This is a genomic window from Methyloligella sp. GL2 (assembly GCF_013341275.1).
Classification (GTDB): Bacteria; Pseudomonadota; Alphaproteobacteria; order Rhizobiales; family Methyloligellaceae; genus Methyloligella.
Genome location: NZ_CP054476.1, coordinates 2720245 through 2744677, shown reverse-complemented (window position 1 = coordinate 2744677; position 24433 = coordinate 2720245). Strand labels below are relative to the sequence as shown.

The 24433-nt window shown below is 63.7% G+C and carries 19 protein-coding genes and 1 riboswitch; of the genes, 15 read left to right on the top strand and 4 right to left on the bottom strand.

Annotation, left to right across the window (positions count from 1 at the left end; translation table 11 throughout):
- Positions 1-91: 91 nt before the first annotated feature.
- Positions 92-973, bottom strand: coding sequence for a transporter (locus HT051_RS12755; protein ID WP_246810084.1), 882 nt, complete (start codon positions 971-973; stop codon positions 92-94).
- A 344-nt stretch (positions 974-1317) separates the two neighbouring features.
- Here HT051_RS12755 and HT051_RS12750 point away from each other — a divergent pair, with 344 nt between their 5' ends.
- From HT051_RS12750 to HT051_RS12715, 8 genes are all read left to right on the top strand, one after another.
- Positions 1318-2616: an ABC transporter substrate-binding protein gene (locus HT051_RS12750; RefSeq protein ID WP_174542391.1), complete on the top strand. Its 1299-nt coding sequence runs from the start codon at positions 1318-1320 to the stop codon at positions 2614-2616.
- Positions 2616-3419 carry an ABC transporter ATP-binding protein gene (locus tag HT051_RS12745; protein ID WP_174542390.1) on the top strand — a complete coding sequence of 268 codons (804 nt, stop codon included), beginning with the start codon at positions 2616-2618 and terminating at the stop codon, positions 3417-3419. The genes HT051_RS12750 and HT051_RS12745 overlap by 1 nt, the downstream gene beginning before the upstream one ends.
- Before the next feature lie 10 nt (positions 3420-3429).
- A complete protein-coding gene (locus HT051_RS12740) occupies positions 3430-4197 on the top strand; it encodes an ABC transporter ATP-binding protein (protein WP_174542389.1) in 768 nt (255 codons plus the stop codon).
- 3 nt (positions 4198-4200) lie between these two features.
- Positions 4201-5082: a branched-chain amino acid ABC transporter permease gene (locus HT051_RS12735; protein WP_174542388.1), complete on the top strand. Its 882-nt coding sequence runs from the start codon at positions 4201-4203 to the stop codon at positions 5080-5082.
- 3 nt (positions 5083-5085) lie between these two features.
- Positions 5086-6735 (top strand): branched-chain amino acid ABC transporter permease, encoded by a 1650-nt coding sequence (locus tag HT051_RS12730; RefSeq protein WP_174542387.1) that lies wholly within the window; start codon positions 5086-5088, stop codon positions 6733-6735.
- Between the two features lie 41 nt (positions 6736-6776).
- Positions 6777-9098, top strand: coding sequence for a LamG domain-containing protein (locus HT051_RS12725; RefSeq protein WP_174542386.1), 2322 nt, complete (start codon positions 6777-6779; stop codon positions 9096-9098).
- 31 nt (positions 9099-9129) lie between these two features.
- Positions 9130-9495: a hypothetical protein gene (locus tag HT051_RS12720; RefSeq protein ID WP_174542385.1), complete on the top strand. Its 366-nt coding sequence runs from the start codon at positions 9130-9132 to the stop codon at positions 9493-9495.
- A gap of 80 nt (positions 9496-9575) precedes the next feature.
- Positions 9576-11897, top strand: coding sequence for a N,N-dimethylformamidase beta subunit family domain-containing protein (locus HT051_RS12715; RefSeq protein ID WP_174542384.1), 2322 nt, complete (start codon positions 9576-9578; stop codon positions 11895-11897).
- 110 nt (positions 11898-12007) lie between these two features.
- On the opposite strand, the gene HT051_RS12710 is transcribed toward HT051_RS12715, so the two are convergent.
- Positions 12008-13021 (bottom strand): response regulator transcription factor, encoded by a 1014-nt coding sequence (locus HT051_RS12710; RefSeq protein WP_174542383.1) that lies wholly within the window; start codon positions 13019-13021, stop codon positions 12008-12010.
- A 573-nt stretch (positions 13022-13594) separates the two neighbouring features.
- Positions 13595-13791: riboswitch (cobalamin riboswitch) on the top strand.
- Positions 13792-13900: 109 nt separating this feature from the next.
- On the opposite strand from HT051_RS12710, the gene HT051_RS12705 reads away from it, so the two are divergent.
- From HT051_RS12705 to HT051_RS12680, 6 genes are all read left to right on the top strand, one after another.
- Entirely contained in the window at positions 13901-16195 is a 2295-nt protein-coding gene (locus tag HT051_RS12705) for a TonB-dependent siderophore receptor (protein ID WP_174542382.1), read from the top strand.
- A 12-nt stretch (positions 16196-16207) separates the two neighbouring features.
- Positions 16208-17014 carry an ABC transporter ATP-binding protein gene (locus HT051_RS12700; RefSeq protein WP_174542381.1) on the top strand — a complete coding sequence of 269 codons (807 nt, stop codon included), beginning with the start codon at positions 16208-16210 and terminating at the stop codon, positions 17012-17014.
- The gene (locus tag HT051_RS12695; protein WP_174542380.1) at positions 17011-17970 is read left to right on the top strand and encodes an ABC transporter substrate-binding protein; all 960 of its coding nucleotides are present in this window, start codon (positions 17011-17013) and stop codon (positions 17968-17970) included. Before HT051_RS12700 ends, HT051_RS12695 begins: the two co-directional genes overlap by 4 nt.
- Positions 17967-19034 (top strand): iron ABC transporter permease, encoded by a 1068-nt coding sequence (locus HT051_RS12690; protein WP_174542379.1) that lies wholly within the window; start codon positions 17967-17969, stop codon positions 19032-19034. The genes HT051_RS12695 and HT051_RS12690 overlap by 4 nt, the downstream gene beginning before the upstream one ends.
- Positions 19035-19046: 12 nt before the next feature.
- The gene (locus HT051_RS12685; RefSeq protein WP_174542378.1) at positions 19047-19823 is read left to right on the top strand and encodes a (2Fe-2S) ferredoxin domain-containing protein; all 777 of its coding nucleotides are present in this window, start codon (positions 19047-19049) and stop codon (positions 19821-19823) included.
- 131 nt (positions 19824-19954) lie between these two features.
- Positions 19955-20653, top strand: coding sequence for a cysteine hydrolase family protein (locus HT051_RS12680; RefSeq protein ID WP_174542377.1), 699 nt, complete (start codon positions 19955-19957; stop codon positions 20651-20653).
- A gap of 27 nt (positions 20654-20680) precedes the next feature.
- Here the strand turns inward: HT051_RS12680 and HT051_RS12675 are convergent, their stop codons facing one another.
- A complete protein-coding gene (locus HT051_RS12675) occupies positions 20681-22156 on the bottom strand; it encodes an aldehyde dehydrogenase family protein (protein WP_174542376.1) in 1476 nt (491 codons plus the stop codon).
- Between the two features lie 255 nt (positions 22157-22411).
- On the opposite strand from HT051_RS12675, the gene HT051_RS12670 reads away from it, so the two are divergent.
- Positions 22412-23614, top strand: coding sequence for a diaminopropionate ammonia-lyase (locus HT051_RS12670; RefSeq protein ID WP_174542375.1), 1203 nt, complete (start codon positions 22412-22414; stop codon positions 23612-23614).
- 26 nt (positions 23615-23640) lie between these two features.
- Here HT051_RS12670 and HT051_RS12665 read toward each other — a convergent pair whose 3' ends face one another.
- Positions 23641-24417 (bottom strand): GntR family transcriptional regulator, encoded by a 777-nt coding sequence (locus tag HT051_RS12665; RefSeq protein ID WP_174542374.1) that lies wholly within the window; start codon positions 24415-24417, stop codon positions 23641-23643.
- Between the last annotated feature and the right edge of the window lie 16 nt (positions 24418-24433).

Sequence of the window (24433 nt, the reverse complement as noted above, 5' to 3'; positions counted from 1 at the left end):
CCGCGAAAAAAAGTGCCGCGGGGAAGGGGCCCGCGGCACGCCCGTCATCCCCAAAGGGTATGACGGAAGCAGTCTCTCCTAGAAGGTTCGCCTAGAAGACCTTGGCGAGGCGAAGCGTCCCGCGAAAATCCTCGGCAAACCCACCCTCGGTTTTGAAGTCGTGGGAGATGTCACCCAGAACCTGGAATGTCGGGGTGAGGAACTTGGAAAGCTCCAGACGGCCCTGGTCGCGCTCGGTGGCGTTGCCCGTCGCCACGCCGCCCACATATTCGTCACCGCCCATCTGCTTCTGATAGCCGATGGCGACGTTCCAGGTCGGTGCGAAGTCGTAGTTCAGCCAGGCTTGGAACTGGTAGGTATTGTCCTGAGTCAGCGTCAGGCTACCGCCGCCGGCATCGTTATTGTCGCCGTACCAGATGATGTCGTAGGTGAGCTGCATCCCGAATTTTTCGGTCAACCCCTGATACCAACCGAATTGAAGATCGAGCTTCCATCGGTTCTCGCCGAGATTGACCGGCGAGGATTCGTCGTACTGCCCGAGCGGAAGTGTCAGGAACGGCTCGATAGCGAGATAGGTCTTGGTCTCGTCATTGGCATACGGCCAGAGCGCTGCCGCAACGACCGGATCGCCGAACCCCGTCGAATCCCCAAGATCGACCCCGCCCAGCTCCGCGTTGTAAAGCGTGCCGACCGGCAACACGCCTTGGACAACCGCCTTCATGCCGGCGACTTCGGTGTAATGCACATAGCGGGCGAGCGAGACGAAGGAGTCCAGATTGGTCCCCGCCGACGTCTTGTTACCCGACTTGTCGACATACTCGCTGCGCGTTCCGTAGATGTTGTAGTTGAGGAAAAGATCGGTTCCATCGGGCAACGGGACCCAGTCGTGTGAGTTCACATCGATGGCATGACCGGGCTGGGCGCTGAGCATCACGGCGCCAGCTGCCAGTACCCCGCAAATCGTCTGCTTCACCCGTGTTGCCGCCCGTCGGCGACTCGCATCCCCGGCATTTTCGCTGCGTCCTGAAACTTCGATTTCCTGCTTTCGTCGGCACTCTGCGAACCGCTCGCAGCGGTCGCACTTACAGTTGGCTTTCATAACGTCCCCCGAGTTCTGTTTGGCTCTTTTGGGGCACTTCCCCGCCCGACTCCGTATTGCGTTTGGTGCAAGCGGTTTGTGCCTGCGGCAAATCATGCATGGGTGTCCGGCGTTGAAAATCGGTCGGTTGACGTATTGCGAGCCTTGCGACCTGCCGCGAATGATCGGGCCATCGAATTCACCGCCTTCGCAGCGATCAGCCCAACGGGAGCAGGAACATGGCAGGCGACATCACACGCAGATCGGTCAATCTGGGGCTTGGAGCGGCATTGGCGTCGACGCTCGCGGCGCCCTTCATTTCGCGCCGGGCCTTCGCCTCATCGAAGCCGATTCTGCTCGGCGTGCCCGCCACCTCGACCGCCGCCGTCGGCGCCGCCGACCATGGCGATCACATCAACGGCACAGCCATCGCGGTCGACGAGATCAATGCCGCGGGCGGCATTCTCGGGCGCCCCTTGAAGCAGGTCGTGATCGATTTCGATCCGCTGTCGCCGGAAAGCAGCAAGCAGGCGATCGCTGCCTGCATCGACGCCAAGGTCGACGCCATCTCCAACCCTTACATGCTGCCGCCGCTGCCGGCGATGGACGTCTCCTCGCAGTATAAATGCCCCTTCCTGCACGGCTCGGCGAACCGCGTCTCCTCCGAAGCGGTGAAGGACGATCCGGAGAAATTCGGCCATGTGTTCATGGCCACCAGCGCCGAGGTCAATTACGGCTGGACCTTCCCGCAATGGCTGGCGCATGCCGAGACCAAGGGCGGCTGGACCCCGAAGAACCGCAAGATCCACATCGTCCAGGAGCAGATCGCCTACACCCAGACGATCTCCAAATGCGCCCAAGAAGCGATCAAGAAGGACGGCAAGTTCGAGATCGCCCGCATCACCGATATCCAATATCCGGTGCAGGACTGGGCCACCGTCATCCGCGAGCTAAGAGAGGTGGATGCCGGCATGATCATCATCGATCACTGGGTCGCCGCCGAGCTTGCCGGCTTTGCCACGCAGTTCGTCTACGACCCGGTGCCCGACTCGCTCGTCTACCTGCAATACGGGCCCTCGCAGCCCGAATTTCTCACCCTGTGCGGCCCGGCGGCGAACGGCTTTTGCTGGAGCACGGTGACCGGTGTCTATGCCGACGAGAAGGGCATGGCGTTCCGCAAGAAATATCAGGAGCGGTTCCCCGGCGTGATGGGGCTCGTCTACACCGGCCTCGGCTACGACGTCCCCTTCATGCTGAAGAATGCCTGGGAGGCGGTCGGCGATCCGCGCAAATTCGCGGAGGTGAATGCCTGGCTTAAGGCCAATCCCTATCGCGGGGTGTGCGGCCACTACGACATGAACAACCCGTATCAGGAGACGCGCCACTTCCCCGATAACGGGTTCGATAGTCTGCAGGTCCCCGAGCTCGATAAGGGGCAGTCGCAGTACTACTGCCAGATCCAGGATCAAGAGCACAAAATCATCTTCCCCGACGAGCTGGCGCAGGAGAAGATCAAGCCGGCGCCGTGGTGGTCCTGATGGCACGCGGTATTCGCAAAGAAGGCGCCTCGGCGAAAGAGGCCAGAGCGCCGGTCTTCGCCTGCAGCGGAATCGCCCTCGATCTCGGCGGGCGGGAGATCCTCAGCGACATCAATCTTCACGTCCATCAGGGCGAGGTGCTGGGGATCATCGGTCCGAACGGTGCCGGCAAGACCAGCCTGTTCGAGGTGCTCTCGGGGCGCATGCGTCCGAAGAAGGGAGCCGTCACCTTCAAGGGCAACGACATCATTCCCCTGCCGCTGCATAAACGGGCGCGGCTCGGCATCGCGCGCACCTATCAGACGCCGGTGGTGCCGGACGAGCTCACCGTGGGGCAAACCTTCAAGGCGGCGCGCCAGGCCTACAAGCCGTATCTCACCAAGCACGATGCCGAATACGGCGCCGACCTGGTGGGGCTGACGGTGGACGACGATACGCCCACCCCGCAGCTCGATACGTTCAGCCGGCGCAAGCTGCTGCTGGCCTGCCTGCTGATGCGCGAGCCCTCGATCCTGCTGATGGACGAGCCCGCCGCCGGGCTGATCAATTCCGAGATCGACGAGATCGACCATCTCCTGCGGCTCCTCTCCAAGGAGATGAACATCGCCATCATCATCGTCGAGCACCGGATCGAGCTGCTCAGCACCATCGCCGACCGGGTGATGGTGATGGATGCGGGCGAAGTGATTTCCGACGGGCTGATCGACGATGTGCTGCAGGACCCGCGCGTCCATGCAGCCTATTTCGGCACCGACGATCCAGGCTCGGAAAACGAGTCCGCGATCGACGGTCCGCTTCTCTAAGGGGCGCGTCATGCACGGCACGGTTTCAGCAAATCCCGCACCCGAAGAGCCCAAGCCCGGCGCTCCTGCGGTGCTCCACATCTCCCAGCTTTCGGCCGGCTACGGCCCGATGCGGGTGATCCACGATCTAGATCTGATTGTCGGCGCGGGCCAGCGCATCGGCCTCGTCGGCCTCAACGGCCACGGCAAGTCGACGCTCTTTTATGCCATTGCCGGACTGACCGGCTGGCAGCGTGGCTCCATCAAGCTGAACGGCAAGGAGGTCGGCCGCAATCGCAGCCAGGGCCCGGGCCGCTACACCCATCTGGTGGTGCGCTCAGGCCTCGCTCTGATCCCGCAAGGCGATGAAATCTTTCACGGTCTTTCGGTCGAGGAGCATCTCGATTCCGGTGCCTTCACCGCGGAGTCTTGGCGCGATCGCGCCAACCGCAAGGACCGGGTGCTGACCATCTTTCCGCATCTGAAGACGCTCCTGACCGTGCCGGTCGGGAGGCTGTCCGGCGGCGAGCGCCGCATGGTCTCCATCGGACGCGGGCTGATGACCGACGCATCGCTCTTCCTCGTCGACGAGCCCTCGCTCGGCCTTGCGCCGAAGATCGGCCGGGCGGTGATCGATGCGCTGATGGAGATCGATCTCGGCAACTCGGCCATGGTCATCGCCGAACAGAATGTTGCGTTGCTCGAGGGGCGGGTCGACCGCGTGATCGGCATGCATGTTGGGAAGCTGACGGGCGAGGCCTCTGCGGCTCTCAGCCTGTCCGGAAAAGAAAAGGGCTGAGCGGTGGATATCTGGTTCGTCATCAGCAATGCGATCGTGCTCGCCACGATCTACGGCACCCTGGCCATCGGCATCTCGATCACCTGGTCGAGCTTGGGGCTGCTGAATCTCGGCTACGGCTTCGTCTTCGCCTTCTCCGGCTACGGCGCCTGGCTGACCGCGCAATATATCTCGCCCTGGGGCGGGGCGGTGCTTGCCGGCGGCATCCTCTCCGGCGCGCTCTGCGGCGTGCTGATCAATGCGCTCGCCTTCATTCCCATTCACGACAAGCCGAACTTCACCATGCGCGGCATGATCGCCACGTTGGCGATCAACCTGATCGGCACCCAGGCGCTGCTCTGGTGGTTCGGGCCGCGCTCCAAAAGTCTTCCGCCGATCTTCGGCTACTGGAAGGTCTCGCTCGGAGATTTGGTGCTGACCGGCGACAAGATCGGCAGCGTCGTCACCGCGATCCTCATGCTGGTCATCGTGCTCCGCTGGATGCAGAGCAGCCGGCGCGGGCTTGAGATCCGGGCCATGATGATGAACCCCCACGCCGCCTCCATCGTCGGTATCGGCGTGCGGCAGACTTCGTTCTTCGTCATGTCCATCACCGGCGCCCTGGCGGGTCTCGCCGCGGTGCTGCTGTCGAACACCTATTACATCTCACCCTTCGGCGGTCTGACCCCGATGATCAAAGGCGTCAGCATCGCCCTTTGCGGCGGGCTGGGCAGTGTCCGGGGCGCGGTCATTGCCGCCATCATCCTCGGATTCAACGAAGCAATCACCAATGTGACGATCGGGGGAAGATACGTGCTGATCACGCAGTTCCTCCTGATCATTGCCATTCTCCTGGTGCGGCCGCGCGGCATTGCCGGCCTGCTGGACCGGGCGCGGGAGGCTTAGGCGATGTCGGAGACCAACGAAGTTAAATGGCGCAATCCGCTGGCGGTCTGGCCGGGCGGCAAGGAGATCGAAGAGCTCCCGACCAATGCCTGGCACAGCCATCAGGATGTCTGGCGCGCGAGGCGGGAATCCAAGACCAAGCTCTATCCCGTCGGCCGCTTGCGCTACTGGTACAAATTTGCAGGGCACGGCGGACGCCTCTGGAGCCGCATGCGCTATTGGCCGACGCGCCGGCGCGTGCTGGATGTCCGCGGCGAATATAACCGCAAGACCCTGCAGCGCGAGAAGACCGTCGCCGACCGGCGGCCGATTTACTGGCTGCTCTGTCTGGCGGCTCTGGCCATCGCGCCGCTGCTCGCCCCGTCGAACATGCAGTACACGCTGCTCGTCGCCGGCGCGACCTTCGGCATCTATGCGGCGATCAATCTGTGCTGGAATCTGGTGATCGGCATCGGCGGGATCTTCTCCCTCGCCACCTATTCCATCGTCGGAACCTCCGCCTTCATAACCGCCTATCTGTCGATCCAATACGGCTTCTCATGGTGGATGCTGGCGCCGATCGGTGCCGTGGTGGGGCTTCTCTTCGGTGCTGTCATCGCCTTTCCGGCCACTCGCCTCGACGGCTTCTATTATGCGCTGCTGACTCTCGGCCTGAACGAGCTCTGCCGGGTCTATTTCACCACCTCCAGCGAGTTCGGCGGCTCCAATGGCGGGCTCTACGGCGCCGATTCCTATATCCCCGATAGCTGGTCTTCGGATCACCAGCTTCTGCTCGGCTATTACGCCTGCTTCGGTCTGATGCTGGCGGCGCTGTTTCTGCACCGCTTCGTCGGCGGCAGACGGATCGGACGCTTGCTGCGCATGGCGCCCGAAAAGCGCGAGGCCTTCGCCGAGGCGACCGGCGTCGATTTCCGCCGCGCCCGCGTCTGGATCTTCCTGATCTACGCCGCGGCGCTGGGCTTCATCGGCGGCTTCTACGTCACCAATTTCGGCGGCGTCTCCTTCTCGATCTTCAGCTTCGATGCCGTGCTGCTCGGCCTCGCCATGCTGGTGATCGGCGGCATCGGCCGCCCGGAGGGTGCGGTCGCCGGTACGCTGATCGTCGTCTTCCTCGACAAGGTGATGCTGGGGCTCGGACCGCTACGCCTGGTGCTGGTCGGACTGATCGCGCTTCTGGTGGTGCTGTATCTCCGCAACGGCCTGTTCGGCATCAAGACCCAGTTCCGCGCCTGGCGCGACAAGAAGAAGAGCGAGCACCGCTCCACCCGCGCCGAGAAGGGCGGCGAGATGCTGCCCGAGGAGGCGACGGAGACCGACGACAAGGGCATCGTCTACGCCCGGCGCTTCGACAAGATGACCCGCGATCACCTGAAGACCTTGGTCTCGCCGGAGATCATCGAGGAACACCGCGTCACCCTGAACGGCCAGCATAGCGATGCGTTGGAGCGGCTGCTGATCTACTTCCGCACCCGCGAGCAGGTCGAGAAATACGGCATCCTCAACGTGGTGCCGTTCAAGAACTACCGCATCGTCGCCTTCTCCGGACATAAGGGCGTCCCGCCCCGTCTGGTCGAGGACCGGATCTATCCCTCTTACGACGCTGCCTGCCACGGCGTGTTCCTGCGCCGCGTTCAGGACCTGCTGGAATCGTGAGCTTGGCGATGACGCGCGAAAAAACCGACAGGAAGCGAGCAATGGGGAACGTCGAGATTTTTGGCTACACCGACAAGATCTCGGTGAAAGCGGGGGACGCGATTCAGTTCCACGTCAGCACCGAAGGCACCGAAGAGGTGGAGGCACAGCTGGTTCGGCTCATCCATGGCGATGAGCATCCGGACGGGCCGGGCTTCATTGAGGAGGAAGTTGACTGCATGGCCAACGGCACATGGGCCGTCGCCAAGCAGTTTACGCAAGTCGGCACCTTCCTGGAGGTCGACGATCCGGAAAACCGTCTTGCGCTAGAGGGCAGCTTCACCTTGTGGGCCTTTATCCGGCCGGGCTGGCCGGACTCCGGAAAACGCCAGACCATCCTCGGCCGCTGGGATGCGGCGACCGGAGATGGCTACGGTCTCGGGATCAACGAGGACGGCCGGCTGGAATTCTGGCTGGGCTGGGACGGCGAGATCGACCGGCTGGTCGCGGACGAGAAGCTGCATCTGCAGATGTGGTATCTCGTGGCCGTCAGCTTCGATGCCGTAACCAAGCGCGCGACGCTTTATCAAGAGGGCGTCGGCAACAGCTACAACAGTTTGCTGGGTGAAGTTGCGGCGCTGCCCTACGCCTCCCATCCCTCCGGAGAGCTGCGGCTTTCCCAGCAAAACCTCACGCAAACCCCGTTCCTCATCGCCGGTGCCCGCGACCGGTCCGAAGAGCACGGCGATTTCGTCGGTGCGCTTTACTGGGGCAAGATCGACCGCTGCGGTGTCTACGGTAGAGCGCTTGGCCGCGAAGAACTCGATGCGATCGGAGCAGGAGAAGCGCTGCCGAAGGACGACGTGGTCGCGGCCTGGGATACCAGCCTTGGCTACACCGATCGCGGCATTGGCGATCTTGTCGTCGACACTGGTCCCTACGGTCTCGACGCCAAGGGCTATAACCGTCCGGTCCGCGGCAAGACCGGCTGGAACTGGACCGGCTTCACCGATTGCTTCCGGCTGGCGCCCGAGGAATTCGGCGGGATCGAGTTCCATGCCGATCAACTGGTCGACTGCAAATGGCCGGCCGCCATGTCTCTGAAATTGCCGAAGTCCCTGCGCAGTGGCGTCTACGCCATGCGCCTGCGGGCGGGCGAGGGCGCCGGCTTGCGCGAAGAGCATATCGTCTTCTTCGTACGGCCGGCCAAACCGTCCGCCCGCATTGCTTTCGTTTTCCCGACGGCGACTTACCTTGCCTTCGCCAACGAGCAGATGAGCTTCGACGATCCTCAGCGGCAATCGGTGATGGGCCGTTTCCCGATCGTCTCGGAGATCGATATCGAGCTCTACCGGCGCGGCGAGTTCGGGTTGTCGACCTACGACAAGCACGCTGACGGCGTCGGGGTCGTCTACAGCTCTTACCGCCGGCCGATCCCCAACATGAGCCCGAAATACCGGACGCCGAGCCTGGATGTGCCGTCGGGCCTGGCGGCGGATCTCTCCATCACCGCCTGGCTGGAGCATCACGGCTATGCCTACGACATCCTGACTGACGAGGATCTCCACCGCGAAGGGCTCGATGCATTGGCGCCCTATGCCTGCGTCCTCAGCGGCACGCGCCCGGAATATTGCAGCGAGCGCATGCTGGACGCGGTGGAAGACTATATCGCCGAAGGCGGCCGCTACATCTACATGGGCGCCAACGGCTTCGTGCACTCTTGCGGCTTCCGAGACGACGAGCCGTGGGCTCTAGAGATCCGCCGCCGCGACGACGGCTACAAGACCTGGGCCTCGGCCCATGGCGAGCAATATATGGCGACAGACGGCATGCGCGGCGGTCCGTGGATGCCGCTCGGCCGCCCGCCACAGAAGCTCGTCGGGATCGGACTCTCCGGCCAAGGCGCCGGCAGCAGCGAGTTCTACCGCCGCATGCCCGACAGCTATCACCGTATGTCGAGCTGGATCACCAAGGGCGTAGAGGGAGAGATCATCGGCGATACCGGCCTTGCCGATGGCGGCGCGGCGGGGCTTGCGCTCGATCATTACGAGCACACCCTCGGCACGCCACCCCACACCAAGATCATCGCCTCCTCCGGCGGCCACACCGACGTCTATGCGGTGAACCAGCAGATCGTGCTTTACGCCTATCTGGGCCTTTACGGCTCCCACGATTCCCGGGTGCGGGCGGACATGACCTATTTCACCGCGCCCAATCACGGAGCGGTGTTTGCCTGCGGCTCGATCGCCTTCGGCCAGGCTCTCCCGGTCGACAATTTCGAGAACAACGCCGGCAAGGTGCTGGCCAATGTGCTCGACGCCTTCGTCGAGCCGGGGCGGCTCCCCGGCTGGGCATGGATCAGCGAAGAGAAGCAGTGGCGCTAACGGCGCCACGCAACAGAAGAAGGATGCTGACATGCGGCCTTTAGAATCGGACACGTCCCAAGACCGCGAAGTCGTCTATCGGGAGCGCTTCGACAGCTATCGGCGCGACTTCCTGAAGACGCTGGTCACGCCGGAAGTCATCGAGGAGCACAAGCGCTCCCCGTTCGGACAGCACAGCGAACCGCTGGAGCGTCTGCTGATCTATTTCCGCCAGCAGCCGCTTGCCGACAAATACGCGGTCAAGGTGGTGACGCCGTTCAAGGCCTACCGGCTGGTGGCGATGTCGGGCCACCGGGGCGTGGCGCCGAGGCCGGTCGGCGACGAGGTCTTCCCGACCGCGAAGGAAGCCTGCCACGGCGTCTTCCTGCTCCATATCCAGGACCTGCTGGAATCGTAGAACGCGCCCTAAAAATGCGCCGCCCCAAAAAATGCACCGCCCCAAGGGGCGAGGATCACAGAATTTTAGAGTGAGCTGAAATGGCCCAAGTCAAGGTATTCGGATATTCGGACAAGCTGTCTCTCAAGGTGGGGGAGGAGGTGCAGATCCATGTCAGCGCCGACGGCACCGACACGGTCGATGCGCAGCTGGTTCGGCTGATCCATGGCGACGAGCACCCGGACGGTCCCGGCTTCATCGAGGAGGAGGTCGATTGCGAGGCAAACGGCGTCTGGGATGTGGAGAAGCAGTTCACCCAGGTCGGCTCGTTCCTGGAGGTCGAGGATCCGGCGAAGACCCTGGCCCTCGACGGCAGCATTACCCTGCATGCCTTCATCTGGCCGCGCACGCCGGAGATCGGCCATCGCCAGTGCATCTTGGGCCGCTGGGATAACCGGCGGAATTTCGGCTATTGCCTCGGCATCAACCGCACCGGACGGCTCGAGTTCTGGGTCGGCCGTGGCGACGAGATCGACTATGTCGAGGCCGAGGTGCCGCTGCAGGAGCAGGTCTGGTATTTCGTCGCCGCCACCTTCGACACCAAGACCGGCAAGGCGACGCTTTATCAAGAGGGCGTGCCGAACCGCTATAACAGCCGGCTCGGCAGGGTGACGCCCATCGACTACCGCTCCCACGTCTCCGAGGTGTTCCGCTTCCGCCAGAAGAATCTCGACGAGACGCCGTTCCTGATGGCGGGTTCGCGCGATTGGCATGAACTGCGCGGCGACTTCGTCTCCCAGCTCTATTGCGGCAAGATCGACCGTTGCGGCGTCTACGACCGGGCGCTCGGCCGAGCAGAGCTGGATGGGCTGCGCCAAGGCGGCGAGCCCCCGGCGGAAGGGCTGGTGGCCTACTGGGATACCACCGTAGGCTATACTGATCGCGGTATCGGCGATGAGGTCGTCGATACCGGACCCAACCGCCTCAACGCCTATGGTTATAACCGGCCGGTGCGCGCCATGACCGGCTGGAACTGGACTGCGCGCAATGACTGCTTCCGCCTCGCACCGGAGCAATATGGCGGCATCGAGTTTCACGACGATGCGGTGATCGACAGCAATTGGAAAGTTACTGCCAAGTTCAAGCTGCCGGAGAAGATCCGCAGCGGCGCTTATGCCATGCGGCTTCGCAGTGGCGATGGCACGGGGCTCGCCGAGGAATATGTCGTGTTCTTCGTGCGGCCGAAAAAGCCGACCGGACGCATTGCCTTCCTATTCTCCACCGCGACCTATCTCGCCTATGCCAATGAGCGCTTCGCCCTCGACGGCAGCATCGTGCAGCCGATGGGCGGGCAGCCGCCGACGATCACCGAGCCGGATATCGAGATGTACAAGAATCCGGAGTTCGGCCTCGGCGCCTACGACCACCACGCCGACGGGGCGGGCGTCTGCTACACCGGCTATCACCGGCCGCTGCTCAATATGCGTCCGAAATACCGCATCTCCGCCTTCGGCATGCCGTGGAACTTCCCCGCCGACCTCTCGGTCGTCGCCTGGCTGGAGCATAAGGGCTACGACTACGACATCCTTACCGACGAGGACATCCACTACGAAGGCGCCGCGGCCATGGCGCCGTATAACTGCGTCCTCAACTCCACCCATCCCGAGTACTACTCGGAGAATATGATGGACGCGACGGAGGACTATATCGCCGGCGGCGGCCGCTATATTTGCGTCGGCGCCAACAGCTTCTGCTGCAATGTCGCTTTCCGCGACGATGACCCGACGGTGATGGAATGCCGCAAGGTCGGCGGCCACTGGAAGGCCTGGCTCGCCCAGCCCGGCGAATATCATATGGCGACCACCGGCCAGATGGGCGGGCTGTGGAACAAGATCGCCCGCTACGGCCAGAAGATCGCCGGCGTCACCATGGCCGGCGAGGGCTTCGCCCATTCCAGGCCATACGAGCTGATGCCTGACGCCTTCGATCCCGAGCTCGCCTGGATCACGAAAGGCATCGAGCCCGGCGAGCTGATCGGCAATTTCGGGCTCGGCAATGGCGGCGCGGCAGGCATCGAGCTTGATCGCTATCATCTCGATTTCGGCACCCCGCCCGATACCAAGGTGATCGCTTCCTCCGGCGGGCATCCGGACAATTACGTCGCCATGGACGAGGAGGGTGCCTACGCCCATCAGGGCTTCTCGGGCACCCATAACCATGAGCTCCGCGGCGACTTCACCTTCTGCCCCTCCCATAATGGCGGAGCGGTGGTCGCGACCGGCTCCATCGCTTTTGGCATGGCGTTGCCGATCAACAATTTCGACAACAACGTTTCCACGCTGCTCGGCAATGTGGTGGATGCCTTCGCCGAGCCGGGGCCGCTGCCCGGCGCCAAGGAGAAGGTCGCAGTGGCGGCAGAGTAAGCCTGCCTCCTGCAAAGTCCGATCGACGAGAGACACAGCTCTTCAGGCGTCATGCGCATGGAGAGACGGGGAGACGGTCTGCCGTCTCCCCGCACCCGCTTATCGGCTGCCTACGGGCTCTCGGCGAGCAGCAGCCCTTCGGAGACCGCCATGGCGGCAAGCTTGGCCCGCGAGAAGCAGCCCATCTTGTCCAGGATATGCTCCACATGGGTGGAGACGGTGCGTGCCGAGATGAACAGCATCTCCGAGATCTCCGGGTTCGATGCGCCGCCGGCGACGAGATACAGCACCTGAAGCTCCCGCATCGATAGTCCGTAAGGCCAAGTGGTCAGCTCCTCGGTGACGAGCCTGGCATTGCCGTGGCATGGCGTGATCGTCACCCGGTGGCACATCCCCTCATCGTCGGGCCAGAGGAAGCGTTCGGGCAGGCGGCCCTGCGGTTTCATGATCAGGTGCCTGAGCGCGCCATTCTCGCCGAGATGCGGTCCCTCGGAGCGGTTCGGCAAGCAGAAGGTCGAGCCGTTCGGCGAGATCACCAGGGCGAAGGCGCCGGGCGCCATGGTCTCAGCAAAGACGCGCGGTATGCGCAGCTGATCGCAGAGCTCTGCGAGCAGGGGGCGGAAGCGTTCGACGATCATCCGCCGTTCGCTGGTTGCTTCGGGAGGCTTCACCCAGCTCATATGGATGGCGCCGGTATAACGGCCGTCGGGCAGCCGAAGGCACATGGTGGAGCCTTCCTGGAAACCGTCCGGTATCAGGTAGTCCTGCGCCGACTCGGTATCGGAGAAGTCGAAGCTCCAATCCTCGCGGTAATCGCACCAGCGCAACGAGCGCGGATCGTGGAGATGCGCCAGAGCAAACGCGCGATTGTTCTGCACGAAGGCGTCGTTCACATGCTCCAGCGTCCGCAGCGAATATCCCTTGTTGGCGAGAGTCTCGTGACGATGGGTTCCGGAAAGGGGATTCCAGGTCGTCAGAGAAATCGCCGCGCAGTGCACCAGATCCTGCACGAGACCGATAATATGCTCGGCATTCTCGGTGATCTGGGCCTCAGGATCTGCGTTGCGGCCGGCGATAGGCACCATCGCACGCACAACCGGTTCGATGACGTCCAGTTCCCCCATATCCCTCATCCTTTATTGAGCGAGCGCTGCGCGCCTCGCCAGCCCGGCGGAGTCACAATCATCCAGTCCGCCGAGCAATTGATCTCCCATGCAAATTCGGCACCAAGCCTTGCGGATCGCTTGCAAGATCCATGCGGTTGAAATCAAGGCGGGAAATTGCACTAGACGCAAGCGTATTGCTGTAAACGCAAATGCGCTATTTTGAAGCAGTTTAAAAATCGCCTAAAAACTAGGCGGAGGACTACGTCAACTGCGATAGGAAGAGGCGGAAAACGGTCTGGCAGGTACGCCGGCCTAGCGTCGGTCGGGAGAGGCAGTCCTATCCTGATCGGCGGGGCCCAACACCGCCTGGAAGGGGCGCCGCAGGCCTTCAGCCCATCTTTCGATCAACGACCTTCCGATTGCCGAGTCCGACCGCCTGTACCATTGGGAGCGGAGCGGCCCGCGCCCGGCGGACCATCCCAGCGTGACCGAGATGGGGCTGTAGCAGCCGTTTCCCCCGGCATGTTGGGAACCAGCCGGTCCGTTCCTTGAGCAATGCAATCGAATCCTTGACGCAGAATTTAACTTTCCATTAAACATCCCCTCGACGGTTCCCATCTGGGATCAAAAGGGAACGCGGTGCGTGCCTTTGCGCACAATGCCGTGACTGCCCCCGCAACTGTGAGCGGCGAGCCTCCTGCCACAATGTCACTGGGCCTTGGCCTGGGAAGACGGCAGATGGCTGCGACCCGCAAGTCAGGAGACCTGCCGTCAACCGCGGTCACACGCGAGCAAGTCGGACGGGGTGTTTCGGCTGGGGCCTAACCGTATTGCGCGACAGATGCAGACGGAGAGGAACTCGTTCGCGGTGACGTGTTCACCGCATGGGAGTTCCCAGTGCAATCCAAATCCTATCGTTATTCTTTCGCCCGCGCGGCGAAGGGCACCGCTTTCGCGCTTTTCTCCACCACCATCCTCGCCACCGGCGCTTTCGGCCAGGAGGAGGGTGCGGACAGCGCCGGCTCTTTCGTCCTCGATCCCATTGTGGTCGAGGACGCACCGCCTGCGCCTGCGGCGCCGCGAACAACCAGCACCGCCGCATCGGCCCCGGCCGTGACGCCACGGCCGAGCGGCGCGCAGACCGAAGCCGACAGCCTCGCTGCGGGGCCGAGCGGCTCCGAGCTGCAGCCCGACGGTCTCAACCTCAATGCCCCGAGCGAGAGCGGCAGCCGGCTCGGGCTTACGCCGTTCGAGACCCCGGCCAGCATCCAGATCATTCCGGGCGAGGAGATCCGCGATCGCGGCCAGCAGACCGTGCATGAGGCGATCACCCAGGATGCCGCCGGCTTCACCTGGCTCGGCGCGCCGGGCAATGGCGGCGGCTCATACAGCGTGCGCGGCTTCGACGGCGTGAACTCGGTGATGAACCTCTATGACGGCACCCGCTTCTATGTCGGTGCCGGCACCATGACCTTCCCCTTCGACACCTGGAGCGTGGAGCGCATCGAGGTGCTGCGCGGGCCCGCCTCGGTGCTCTATGGCGAGGGCGCCATCGGCGGCACCATCAATGTCGTCCCCAAGAAGCCGACCTTCGAGAGCATCAACCAGGCCGAGATCAGCTTCAACGATCAGGGGCAGAAGCGCGGCGCCTTCGACAGCGGCGGAGCCATCTCCAACAAGGCGGCCTATCGTTTCAACATCGCCGGCCAGAAGACCGATGACGGCTGGCTCGACGAGAATGGCGACTTCGAGGATCTGATGATCGCCGGCGCGATCCTTTACGAGCCGACCTCCGACCTCTCCTTCACTCTGTCCCACGACTACGGCTATCAGGAGCCGCTGCGCTATTTCGGCTCGCCGTTGCTCAACGGCAAGGTGCCGGAGCGCATCCGCTCCAAGAACTACAATGTCAACGATTCCGCGGTCAGCTTCCGGGACAACTGGACCCAATTCAAAACCGAGTGGACGCCGACGGAGAACGTCACCATCCGCAACACGGCCTATTACGTGACCTCGGACCGGCATTGGAAGAATGCGGAGAGCTATAGCCTGCAGCCAAACGGCAATTGGGTCGACCGCTCAGTCTATATCGAGATTTATCACGAGCAGGAGCAGATCGGGAACCGGTTCGACGCCACCCTGGATCACCATCTGTTCGGGATGAAAAACAAGGTTTTGGGCGGCTTCGACGTCAACCATATCGACTTCACCCATATCAACAATTCGCCCTATGGCGGCAGCTCGACGGTCAACGCCTATCACTTCAATCCGGGCCGCTTCATCAACGAGGCCGGCACCAGCAAGAGCTTCAATTCCAAGACCAACCAGGCCTCGGTCTTCTTCGAGGACCATCTGTCCTTGACCGACGACCTCTCGGTGCTTGCAGGGCTGCGCTACGATTCCCCGGAGGTCGAGCGCACCGATTACCGCACGCCTGAGAACAGCTTCACCAAGCGGCTGGACTCTTTGAGCTGGCGTGTCGGCGCCGTGTGGAATCCGTTCCAGAACACCGCGCTCTACGCGCAATATTCCACCGCCGCCGATCCGGTCACCAGCCTGATCACCATGAGCGCCTCCTATGACGATTTCGATCTGACCACCGGCAATCAGGTCGAAGCCGGCGTGAAGCAGCTGTTCTGGGGCGGCCGCGGCGAGTTCACCCTTGCCGGTTACCGGATCGAGAAGGAGGACCTGCTCACCACCGATCCGCACAACTCCGCCAAAACCGTGCAGGTCGGCGCTCAGTCCTCGCAAGGCGTGGAGGCCTCGCTCTCCATGCAGCTGACCGAGACCCTCCGCGCCGACGGCAATCTCGCTTTGCTGCAGGCGGAATATGACGACTTCACCCAATCGGTGAACGGACGGGTGGTGTCTTACGCCGGCAACCAGCCGCGCAACGTGCCCGAGCAGGTGGCCAATCTCTGGCTGAGCTGGGCCTTCGCGCCGAAATGGGTCGCCCGCGGCGGGCTGCAATATGTCGGCAGCGTCTATAGCGACTATGCCAACACCTCCAAGCGGCCGAGCTTCACCGTGGTCAACGCCATGCTCGACTACCGCGTGACGGAGAAATCCACTCTGAGCCTGCGGGGCTTCAACCTCTTCGACGAGGTCTACGCCCAGACCGGCAACAGCTCGATGTGGCGTCTGGGGCAGCCCCAGACCTTCGAGCTGTCCTATCGGATCGGCTTCTGAGCGGAGGCCGATTTGTCCGGGAAAGCCGACGGTCCGGCGATTGTGGCGTCCGGTCTTTGCTGCCGCAAAGGGACCAAAGAGGTGCTGAAGGACGTCAGCCTGCAAATAGAGCAAGGCTGCTTCCTCGGCATCCTCGGCCCCAATGGCTGCGGCAAGACCACCCTGCTGCGCTGCCTCGCCGGGCTCGACCGGCCGTCCGGCGGAGAGTTGCTGCTGGAGGGAGAGCCCGTCTTCGGCCTCTCTCCGGCGGCCATCGCCCGCCGCCTGGCGCTGCAGGGCCAGGATGCGGAAGCTGCGCTCGGCTTCTCGGTGCGCGACGTCGTCAGCCTCGGGCGGCTCGCCCATCGCCGCAGTTTCTTGAGCGGCGACGATGCCGACGATATCGCCAAGGTGGAGCAGGCGATCTCGCAGCTTGAGCTGGAGAGCTTCGCCGGCCGGGCGGTGGAGACCCTGTCCGGCGGCGAGCGCCAGCGCGTGATGATCGCCCGCGCCCTGGCCCAGGAGCCGCAAATCCTGCTGCTCGACGAGCCGACCAACCACCTCGATATCCAGCACCGCTTCGCGGTTCTGAAACTGGTGCGTTCGCTGGGGATCACCGTCGTCGCCGTGCTGCACGACATCGAGCTCGCCGCGCGCCACTGCGACCGCATCGTGCTGATGAAGCAGGGAAGGGTGGTCGCCGACGGAACGCCGCAAGAGGCGCTGACCGCCAATCACTTGCGCGACGTGTTTTCCGTCGCGGCGGCAATCGACACCCATCCCGTCACGGGGCGGATGCGTATCGCGCTGGAGCCTCTCGCGGTGGAGGAGGAAAGATGAAAAGGCCCCTCATGCTCGCGGCGCTTTTTGCCGTGCTCGGTTCGGGCGATGCGCATGCCTATCCGGTCGAGGTGCAGAATTGCTTCGAGACGGAGGTTTTCGATCAGGCGCCGAAGCGCGCCCTCGTCAACGACACCAATATGGTCCAGACCGTGCTCGATCTGGGGCTTGCCGACCGCTTCGTCGCCGTCTCCGGGATCTCGGGCGTCGAGGACAAGCTGATCGACGATCCCAACGTCATTGCCGGTCTCAATCAGTTCGTCACCCGCTACCCGTCCCTGGAATCGGTGCTGGGTCTCAATCCCGATTTCATGTTCGCCGGTTGGAGCTACGGCTTCTCCGAGACCACCGGCCTCAACCCGGATTCGCTCGCAAGGTTCGGCGTGAAGACCTACACGCTTCGCGAAAGCTGCGTGCGCATCGGCGAGGTCGCGCCCATCAGCATGGAAACGCTCTATGCCGATATCGAAGCGCTGGGAAAGATCTTCGGCATCGAGCGCCGCGCCGGCCAGGTGGAAGCGGATCTGCGCGCCCGGGTCGCTGACGTCGAACGCCGCCTCGAAGGCGTCGAGCAGCGCCCCCGGGTGATGTATTGCGACCATTGCCACGTCGGCACGCCGCCGGTCTCCGCCGGCGCCCAGGCCATGACCTCGCTCATCATCCGTCTCGGCGGCGGCCAAAACATCTTCGACGATGTGGCGGACAGCTATATCCGCGTCAGCTGGGAGGAGATGATCCGCCGCGATCCGCAATGGATCATCGTCAACGATCACCGCGTACCGATCGAGGACACCATCACCTATCTCACCGCCCAGCCCGAGCTGAGCCATATCGAGGCGATCCGCAAGCGCCAGTTCATTCCGCTGACTTACGCCGAGCAGACACCCTCGACCCGCAGCGTCGACGGGCTGGAGAAGATCGCCCGCGCCCTCCATCCGGAGCGCTTCGGGGAATGAGCGGGATAGTTGGAAACTCTGCGCCGACGGCGGGTGAGGGGCGCCGCCTGCGCAGCATTGCCGCCTGGAGCCTCGCGCTCGGTGTGCTGCTCGTCGTCTCCGCCCTCGTTGCCGTCGGCATCGGCCCGGTCTCTATCGTGCCTGGCAAGGTCGCCGGTATCCTTGCCCAGCATCTTGGCTGGTCCGGCGCCGCCGGCGATTGGAACCTCGCCGAGAGCAATATCGTCTGGCAGCTCCGTCTGCCGCGCGTCCTGCTCGGCGCCATCGCCGGGGCCGGTCTCGCCGTGGTCGGCGCGGTGCTGCAGGTGCTCACCCGCAATCCGCTGGCCGATCCTTATCTGTTCGGCGTCTCCGCCGGTGCGGCGCTCGGCGCCGTCATCGTGATCCTGCATATCGGTCCTTTCGCCGGCATGCTCGGGCTGCCTCTTGCCGCCTTCATCGGCGCCATGGCCGCCATGCTGCTCGTCTTCCTTGCTGCCCATGGCGGAGGGCAAACGCCCTCCAGCGGCCGCCTGGTGCTCACCGGCGTCGCTGTCGCCTTCATCCTCCAGGCGGTCACCAACACCTTGATCGTCAGCGACTCCCATCGCGCCGCCGACACGGTGTTGTTCTGGATGATGGGCGGGCTTGCCACCGCCCGCTGGGACAGCTTGCTGGCACCGGCACTGGCGACGCTTCTCGGCACGCTCTGGCTCTGCCTCCGCGCCCCCGCCATCAATGCGCTCGCCTTCGGCGACGACACCGCCCAAAGCCTCGGCATCCATGTCGGGCGCCTGCGTATCGAGGTGCTGGTCGTGGCGGCGCTGATCACCGGCACCATCGTTGCCGCCTGCGGCGGCATCGGCTTCGTCGGGCTCATGCTGCCCCATGTCACCCGCTTCTTTACCGGCGGAAATCTGAAACGGCTCTTGCCCGTCACCGCGTTGCTCGGCGCCATCTTCCTGGTCTGGGTGGATGCGGCCGCGCGCACGGTCTTCGCCCCGCGCGAGATCCCCTTGGGCGTCGTCACCTCGCTGATCGGCGGCCTCTTCTTCCTCTGGCTGATGCGCAAGAAGAAGGTCTGAAACGGAAACCCTATGACTTTGAAACCAAACGCCGAAGCGGCCGAAGCCGTGATTCTCTACGGCCGCGCCTCCTTCGACCGCACCCAAGCCCTGAAGCAACTTCGCGAGCAGGTGGAAGAGAGGCTTCCGCACGGCTGGCAAGAAAGCCGCATCGAGATTGCCTTCGGCGACCTGACCGGCCCCTCTCTGCCGCAAGTGCTCGACGAGCTGATGCGCGAGGGGGTGAGAAGCGCCGCCATCGTCACCTGCATGGTGCCGGCCGATCCGGCGCTTTCCACCTGGCTTGCCGGTGCGCTCAATCAGTGGCGGCAGGACCGCGGCACCGAAATGCAGGTGCGGCTGCTGCCGCCGGTCGAGCAGGCGATCGATCTTGCCGACGCGGTCGCCGAACTTCTTAGCCAGCCGGAGAGCCGGGACGTCGCGCTCACCGAACCGAGCCTCGGCAAGCCTGGCTGGTCCAAGGTGCCCGAGCATAACCGGCAGATCTATTTCTGCATCGGCGCCCGCTGCGCCCATCGCCTGGCCCAGCCGCTGTTTCAGCATTTGCGCGCGAAGATGAAGCAGCACCGCGCCCTCGGCGCAGGTCCCGAGCGGGTGATGTGCGTGCGCTGCTCCTGCCTGTTTCCCTGCAATCTCGGCCCGCTGATGACCGTCTATCCCGGCGGTTTTTGGTATGGCGGCCTCACCGAAGCGCGCATCGACCGCATCGTCGAGGAGCACCTGGTCGGCGGCACGCCGGTGCAAGAATTCATCGTCCACGTCACCGAGGATCACGTCACCGAGGATTGAGGCGGGAACGCCGCTACGCTCGCATGCGCGCCCCGTCCGATACGGATGGGACAAAGCGGCATTTGCCCCGGCCGTCACCGCCGGGTATCTCCTGGCGGGTCGCAACGCCAGCAAAGCGGGATATCGAATTGATGCAGACGGTCGCGGTCCAAGCCACACCCTATAGCTGGCCTCACGATGGGGCGCTGGCGCCGGAGAAGACGGCGCTTCTGATCATCGATATGCAGAAGGATTTCTGCGCCGAAGGCGGCTATGTCCACCACGCCGGCTATGACGTCGATGCGGCGCGCGGGCTGATCCCGGCGATCCAGAAGGTGCGCGCCAAGCTTCGCGATTGGGGCGGCCTCGTCATCCATACCCGCGAGGGGCACCGACCGGATCTGAGCGATCTGCCGCCGCTGAAACGCTGGCGCTCGGAGAATGCCGGCGCCGGCATCGGCTCACAAGGGCCGCTCGGCAAGCTGTTGATCCGCGGCGAGCCGGGCTGGGAGATCGTCGAGCCGCTTTGCCCGGAGCCGGACGAGCCGGTCATCGACAAGCCGGGCTACAGCGCCTTCCACGCCACCGATCTGCAGCAGATCCTTACGGTGCGCGGCATCACCCATCTGATCTTCGCAGGCGTCACCACCGATATCTGCGTGAACTCGACCTTGCGGGAGGCAGTGGAGCGGGGCTTCGAATGCCTCACCCTGTCGGATTGCTGCGCCGCCACCGATCCGGAAAATCACGCTGCGGCGCTCCGCACCATCGTCACCGAAGGCGGTATCTTCGGCGCGGTCGCCACATCTAAGGATCTGGTGCTGGCGCTCAGCAAAGCCGCCCCGCGATAGAGCAGGGCGGCTCCGCTTGGTCTCGTCTTAGAACGGGAACTGGCGCTGGCCCATCTGCATGGTGATCCACTTCACCTCGGTCATCTCTTCCCAGGAGTAATGACCGCCCTCGCGCCCGAAGCCGCTATTCTTGGCGCCGCCGAACGGAACATGCGGCTCGTCGGTGATGGTGGTGTCGTTGACATGCACCATGCCGGACTCCAGCCGCATGGAGATATCCAGCGCCTTCTGCAGATCGTTGGTTACCACCGCGGCCGAAAGCCCGTAAGTGGTGTCGTTGGCGATGCGCAGCGCCTCTTCGGAATCCTCCGCCGAGATCAGCGACACGACGGGGCCGAAGGTCTCTTCGTGATAGATGCGCATCTCCGGCGTCACCCCGGCCAGCACGGTCGGCTGATAGAACGCTCCCTCATGGGTGCCGCCGGTCAGCAGCTTGGCGCCTTTCTCGACTGCGTCCTGAATATGCCCGTCGATGAATTCGCATTGCGACTGGCGGATCAGCGGCCCGACCACCGTGTCCTCTTCGCGCGGATCGCCGACCTTGATGGTCTTGGTCTTGGCGAGGAATTTCTCGGCGAAGGCGTCGTAAAGCGGCTTCTCCACGATCACCTTGGAGTTCGCCATGCAGACCTGGCCCTGATGCAGATAGATGCCGAACGCGGCCGCATCGACCGCGTAGTCGACCTCCGCATCCTGCAGCACGATCAGCGGGCTCTTGCCGCCCATCTCCAGCGTGAAGCGCTTCAGATTGCGGGCCGCCTCGACGGCGAGATAACGGCCGGTCTTTGTCGATCCGGTGAAGGTGATCATGCGGACGCGCGGATCGGAAAGCAGCGTTTCGCCGATATGCTGCGGCACGCCCGGAATGACGTTAAGCACGCCGGCAGGAGTTTCCGCTTCCTGGAAGATATCGGCAATCACCACGCCGGAGATCGGCGTTTCTTCCGAGGGCTTCAGGATGAAGGTGTTTCCCGCCGCCAGGGCGAAGGCGATCTTCTTCATCGAGAGCAGGAAGGGCGAGTTGAACGGCGCGATGCCGGCGATCACCCCGAGCGGGCGCCGCACCGACAGGGAAAGCTGGCCCGGCTGGGTCATCGGCATGGTCTCGCCGAACACGTGACGCACGTCGCCGGCGGTGCTGCGCATCAGATCGATCACATATTCGATCTCCCACTGCGCCTTGCCGGAGACCGATCCGCATTCCTCGATCAGGAGATCGCGGATCTCGTCCTGGCGCTTGGTGATGATGTCACAGACCTTGAGCAGCAGAATTTCCCGCTCCGAGGCCAGCGTGTTGCCCCAGCTCTCGCTGGCGCGGTGGGCGGCCGCGATAGCGCGCTCCACCTCCTCGGCGCCGGCCTGCTGCACCCGGGCAAAAACCTCGCCGGTCGCCGGATTGATGTCGTCGGCAATTTCGTTGCGCTGGGAGGAGACCCACGCCCCGTCGATAAACAGTTTGTAGGTCGGAAGACCGTCGATGGTTTCGATTGCGTCCGGATTCATGCTGTAACCTTCTCGCCGTTATACGAATAACGCACCGACCTACCGGGCCGTCCTGCCGCCCCGTCTTCGGGCCCGGCCGCCGCCCCACCGCAGGAGTAGGAAGCGCGCATAATCAAAGACTTGGCACAGCGCCGCCAGGGGCATATCGCCACCCGCCCCGGTATCGGGCCTGCAGCATCACGCCACGCCTTGTCTTACTAAGATTAGAACAATAGGATGTACCGGATTGCAACAAAGTACAAGCGGCTACGAAAAATGCTTCTTTTGAATACGACGCCGGACCACAATCAGCCTCTGGAGACGGAAGATGCAGCCACCTTGAGCGCCGAGGCGGCGACCGAGGTCGAGCGCTATCTCACCTATCGGCCCAATCACGCCGCGACCTTGTTGCGGCATTTGCCGGGCCTGGCCGAAAAGATCGGCATCAAGGATATCTTGGTGAAGGATGAGAGCACCCGGCTCGGGCTCGGCAGCTTCAAGGCTCTTGGCGGCTCTTATGCGGTGATCCGTTTGGTGCTCGAGGAAGCCAGCCGCCAGGCCGGCGCCACCATCGATATCAGCGAGCTGCAATCGCCGAAGGTGCGTCAGGTCGCCGGCGAGATGGCGTTCGGCTGCGCTACCGACGGCAATCACGGCAAATCCGTCGCCATGGGCGCCAAGCTGGTCGGCGCCAAGGCCACCATCTTCGTCCATTCCGGCGTCAGCGACGAGCGCGTCGAAGCCATCGCCAGCTACGGCGCCGACATCATCCGCGTGCCGGGCAATTACGACGACTCCGTCGCCGAGGCCGAGAAGGTCTGCGCCGAGCGCGGCTGGATTGTCGTCTCCGACACCTCCTGGCCCGGCTATGAGCGCATCCCCGCGTTGGTGATGCAGGGCTATACCGCCATGCTCAGCGAGGCGGCGCGCGAGATGACGCAAGCCCCGACCCATATCTTCATGCAGGCCGGCGTCGGCGGGCTTGCCGCGGCGGTGGCCGGGTATTTCGCCGGCCGCTACGGCGAGAGCCGCCCGACCTTCGTGGTGGTCGAGCCGGACCGGGCGGCTTGCGTCTTCGAAAGCGCCAAGCAGGGCCGGGCCGTGAAGATCGACGACAGCCAGTCCACCATCATGGCGATGCTGGAATGCTATGAGCCTTCTCTCGTCGCCTGGCGCGTGCTGAGCCGCTGCGCCGACGCCTTCCAGACCATCGGCGAGGAAGACGCCAAAGGCGCTATGCGCACGCTTGCCGCGCCGGTCGCGAGCGATCCGGCCATCGTTTCCGGCGAAAGCGGCGGTGCCGGCCTTGCCGGTCTGCTGGCGGCGATGGAGGATGAGGAGATGCGGAAGGCGCTGAAGCTCGGCCCCGACTCCCGCGTCTTCCTGATCAATAGCGAAGGCGCCACCGACCAGGCGCTGTATCAGTCCATCGTTGGGCGGACGCCTGAAGAGGTTCTTGCCACGGCCGTCTCGGCCTAGCCGGCAAGCCCCGCGGGGCGGGCGCTCTACTTGCTCTTCTTGGAGCGTCCCCCGCGCCGCGGTCCGGTATTGCCGAGCAGATCGGTACGGAACCGCACGCAGTCCTTGATGTAGTGGATATTGGCGTTGTAGATCGCCGTCCCCTTATCGTCGATCAGCACCAGATGGCAATCCACCGTCGGCTCGCCGAGACCGATCTTGAGGAGATCGGCGGTCTCCGGATCGGACACGCCGATGGTCAGGGTCTGATAGGCGTGGGCGATAACGATATCGTCCATATCCATGATCACCGGCAGCGCCGCCACGCGCTTGAACTGTTCGGGATCGCGCTCGAAAATCTGGGTATCGAGAAACAGGTTCACCACCGAGAACGGCGCGCCTTCGTTGTACTGAACGCTGCGCAGCAAGGTGTAGTCCTCCGCCGGCGTCCCCTCGTCGGGCGCAAGCAGCGGCGCCGGCCGGTGCTCCTTCACCTCCACCCGCTTCACCACATTGCTCTGCAGCGAATCCAGCACCGAGTCGAAATCGGTGATCAGATCGAAGGAACGGCTGTTCTTCGGCCGGTTGGAGACGAAGGTGCCGCGCCCTTGCAAGGACTCCAGCAGCCCTTCGTCGCGCAGGATCTCCACCGCTTGCCGGATCGTCACCCTGGCGACCGAAAACTCCGCCTCGAGCTCCTCCAGCGTGGAGATCTTCTGCCCCTCTTTCCAGTATCCCTTCTGGATCCGCTGGCGCATGACGGAGGCGACCTGCAGGTAAAGGGGGACCCGGCTGCGGTCATAGATGGCGGTGAGTTTGCTCATGAATCAAATGTACTGT

Bases quoted from the DNA above. Each gene is read 5' to 3' on its own strand.
- HT051_RS12750 (WP_174542391.1), top strand. From the start codon at position 1,318: ATGGCAGGCGACATCACACGCAGATCGGTCAATCTGGGGCTTGGAGCG.
- HT051_RS12745 (WP_174542390.1), top strand. From the start codon at position 2,616: ATGGCACGCGGTATTCGCAAAGAAGGCGCCTCGGCGAAAGAGGCCAGA.
- HT051_RS12740 (WP_174542389.1), top strand. From the start codon at position 3,430: ATGCACGGCACGGTTTCAGCAAATCCCGCACCCGAAGAGCCCAAGCCC.
- HT051_RS12730 (WP_174542387.1), top strand. From the start codon at position 5,086: ATGTCGGAGACCAACGAAGTTAAATGGCGCAATCCGCTGGCGGTCTGG.
- HT051_RS12725 (WP_174542386.1), top strand. From the start codon at position 6,777: ATGGGGAACGTCGAGATTTTTGGCTACACCGACAAGATCTCGGTGAAA.
- HT051_RS12720 (WP_174542385.1), top strand. From the start codon at position 9,130: ATGCGGCCTTTAGAATCGGACACGTCCCAAGACCGCGAAGTCGTCTAT.
- HT051_RS12715 (WP_174542384.1), top strand. From the start codon at position 9,576: ATGGCCCAAGTCAAGGTATTCGGATATTCGGACAAGCTGTCTCTCAAG.
- HT051_RS12710 (WP_174542383.1), bottom strand. From the start codon at position 13,021: ATGGGGGAACTGGACGTCATCGAACCGGTTGTGCGTGCGATGGTGCCT.
- HT051_RS12695 (WP_174542380.1), top strand. From the start codon at position 17,011: ATGAAAAGGCCCCTCATGCTCGCGGCGCTTTTTGCCGTGCTCGGTTCG.
- HT051_RS12690 (WP_174542379.1), top strand. From the start codon at position 17,967: ATGAGCGGGATAGTTGGAAACTCTGCGCCGACGGCGGGTGAGGGGCGC.
- HT051_RS12685 (WP_174542378.1), top strand. From the start codon at position 19,047: ATGACTTTGAAACCAAACGCCGAAGCGGCCGAAGCCGTGATTCTCTAC.
- HT051_RS12680 (WP_174542377.1), top strand. From the start codon at position 19,955: ATGCAGACGGTCGCGGTCCAAGCCACACCCTATAGCTGGCCTCACGAT.
- HT051_RS12675 (WP_174542376.1), bottom strand. From the start codon at position 22,156: ATGAATCCGGACGCAATCGAAACCATCGACGGTCTTCCGACCTACAAA.
- HT051_RS12670 (WP_174542375.1), top strand. From the start codon at position 22,412: ATGCTTCTTTTGAATACGACGCCGGACCACAATCAGCCTCTGGAGACG.
- HT051_RS12665 (WP_174542374.1), bottom strand. From the start codon at position 24,417: ATGAGCAAACTCACCGCCATCTATGACCGCAGCCGGGTCCCCCTTTAC.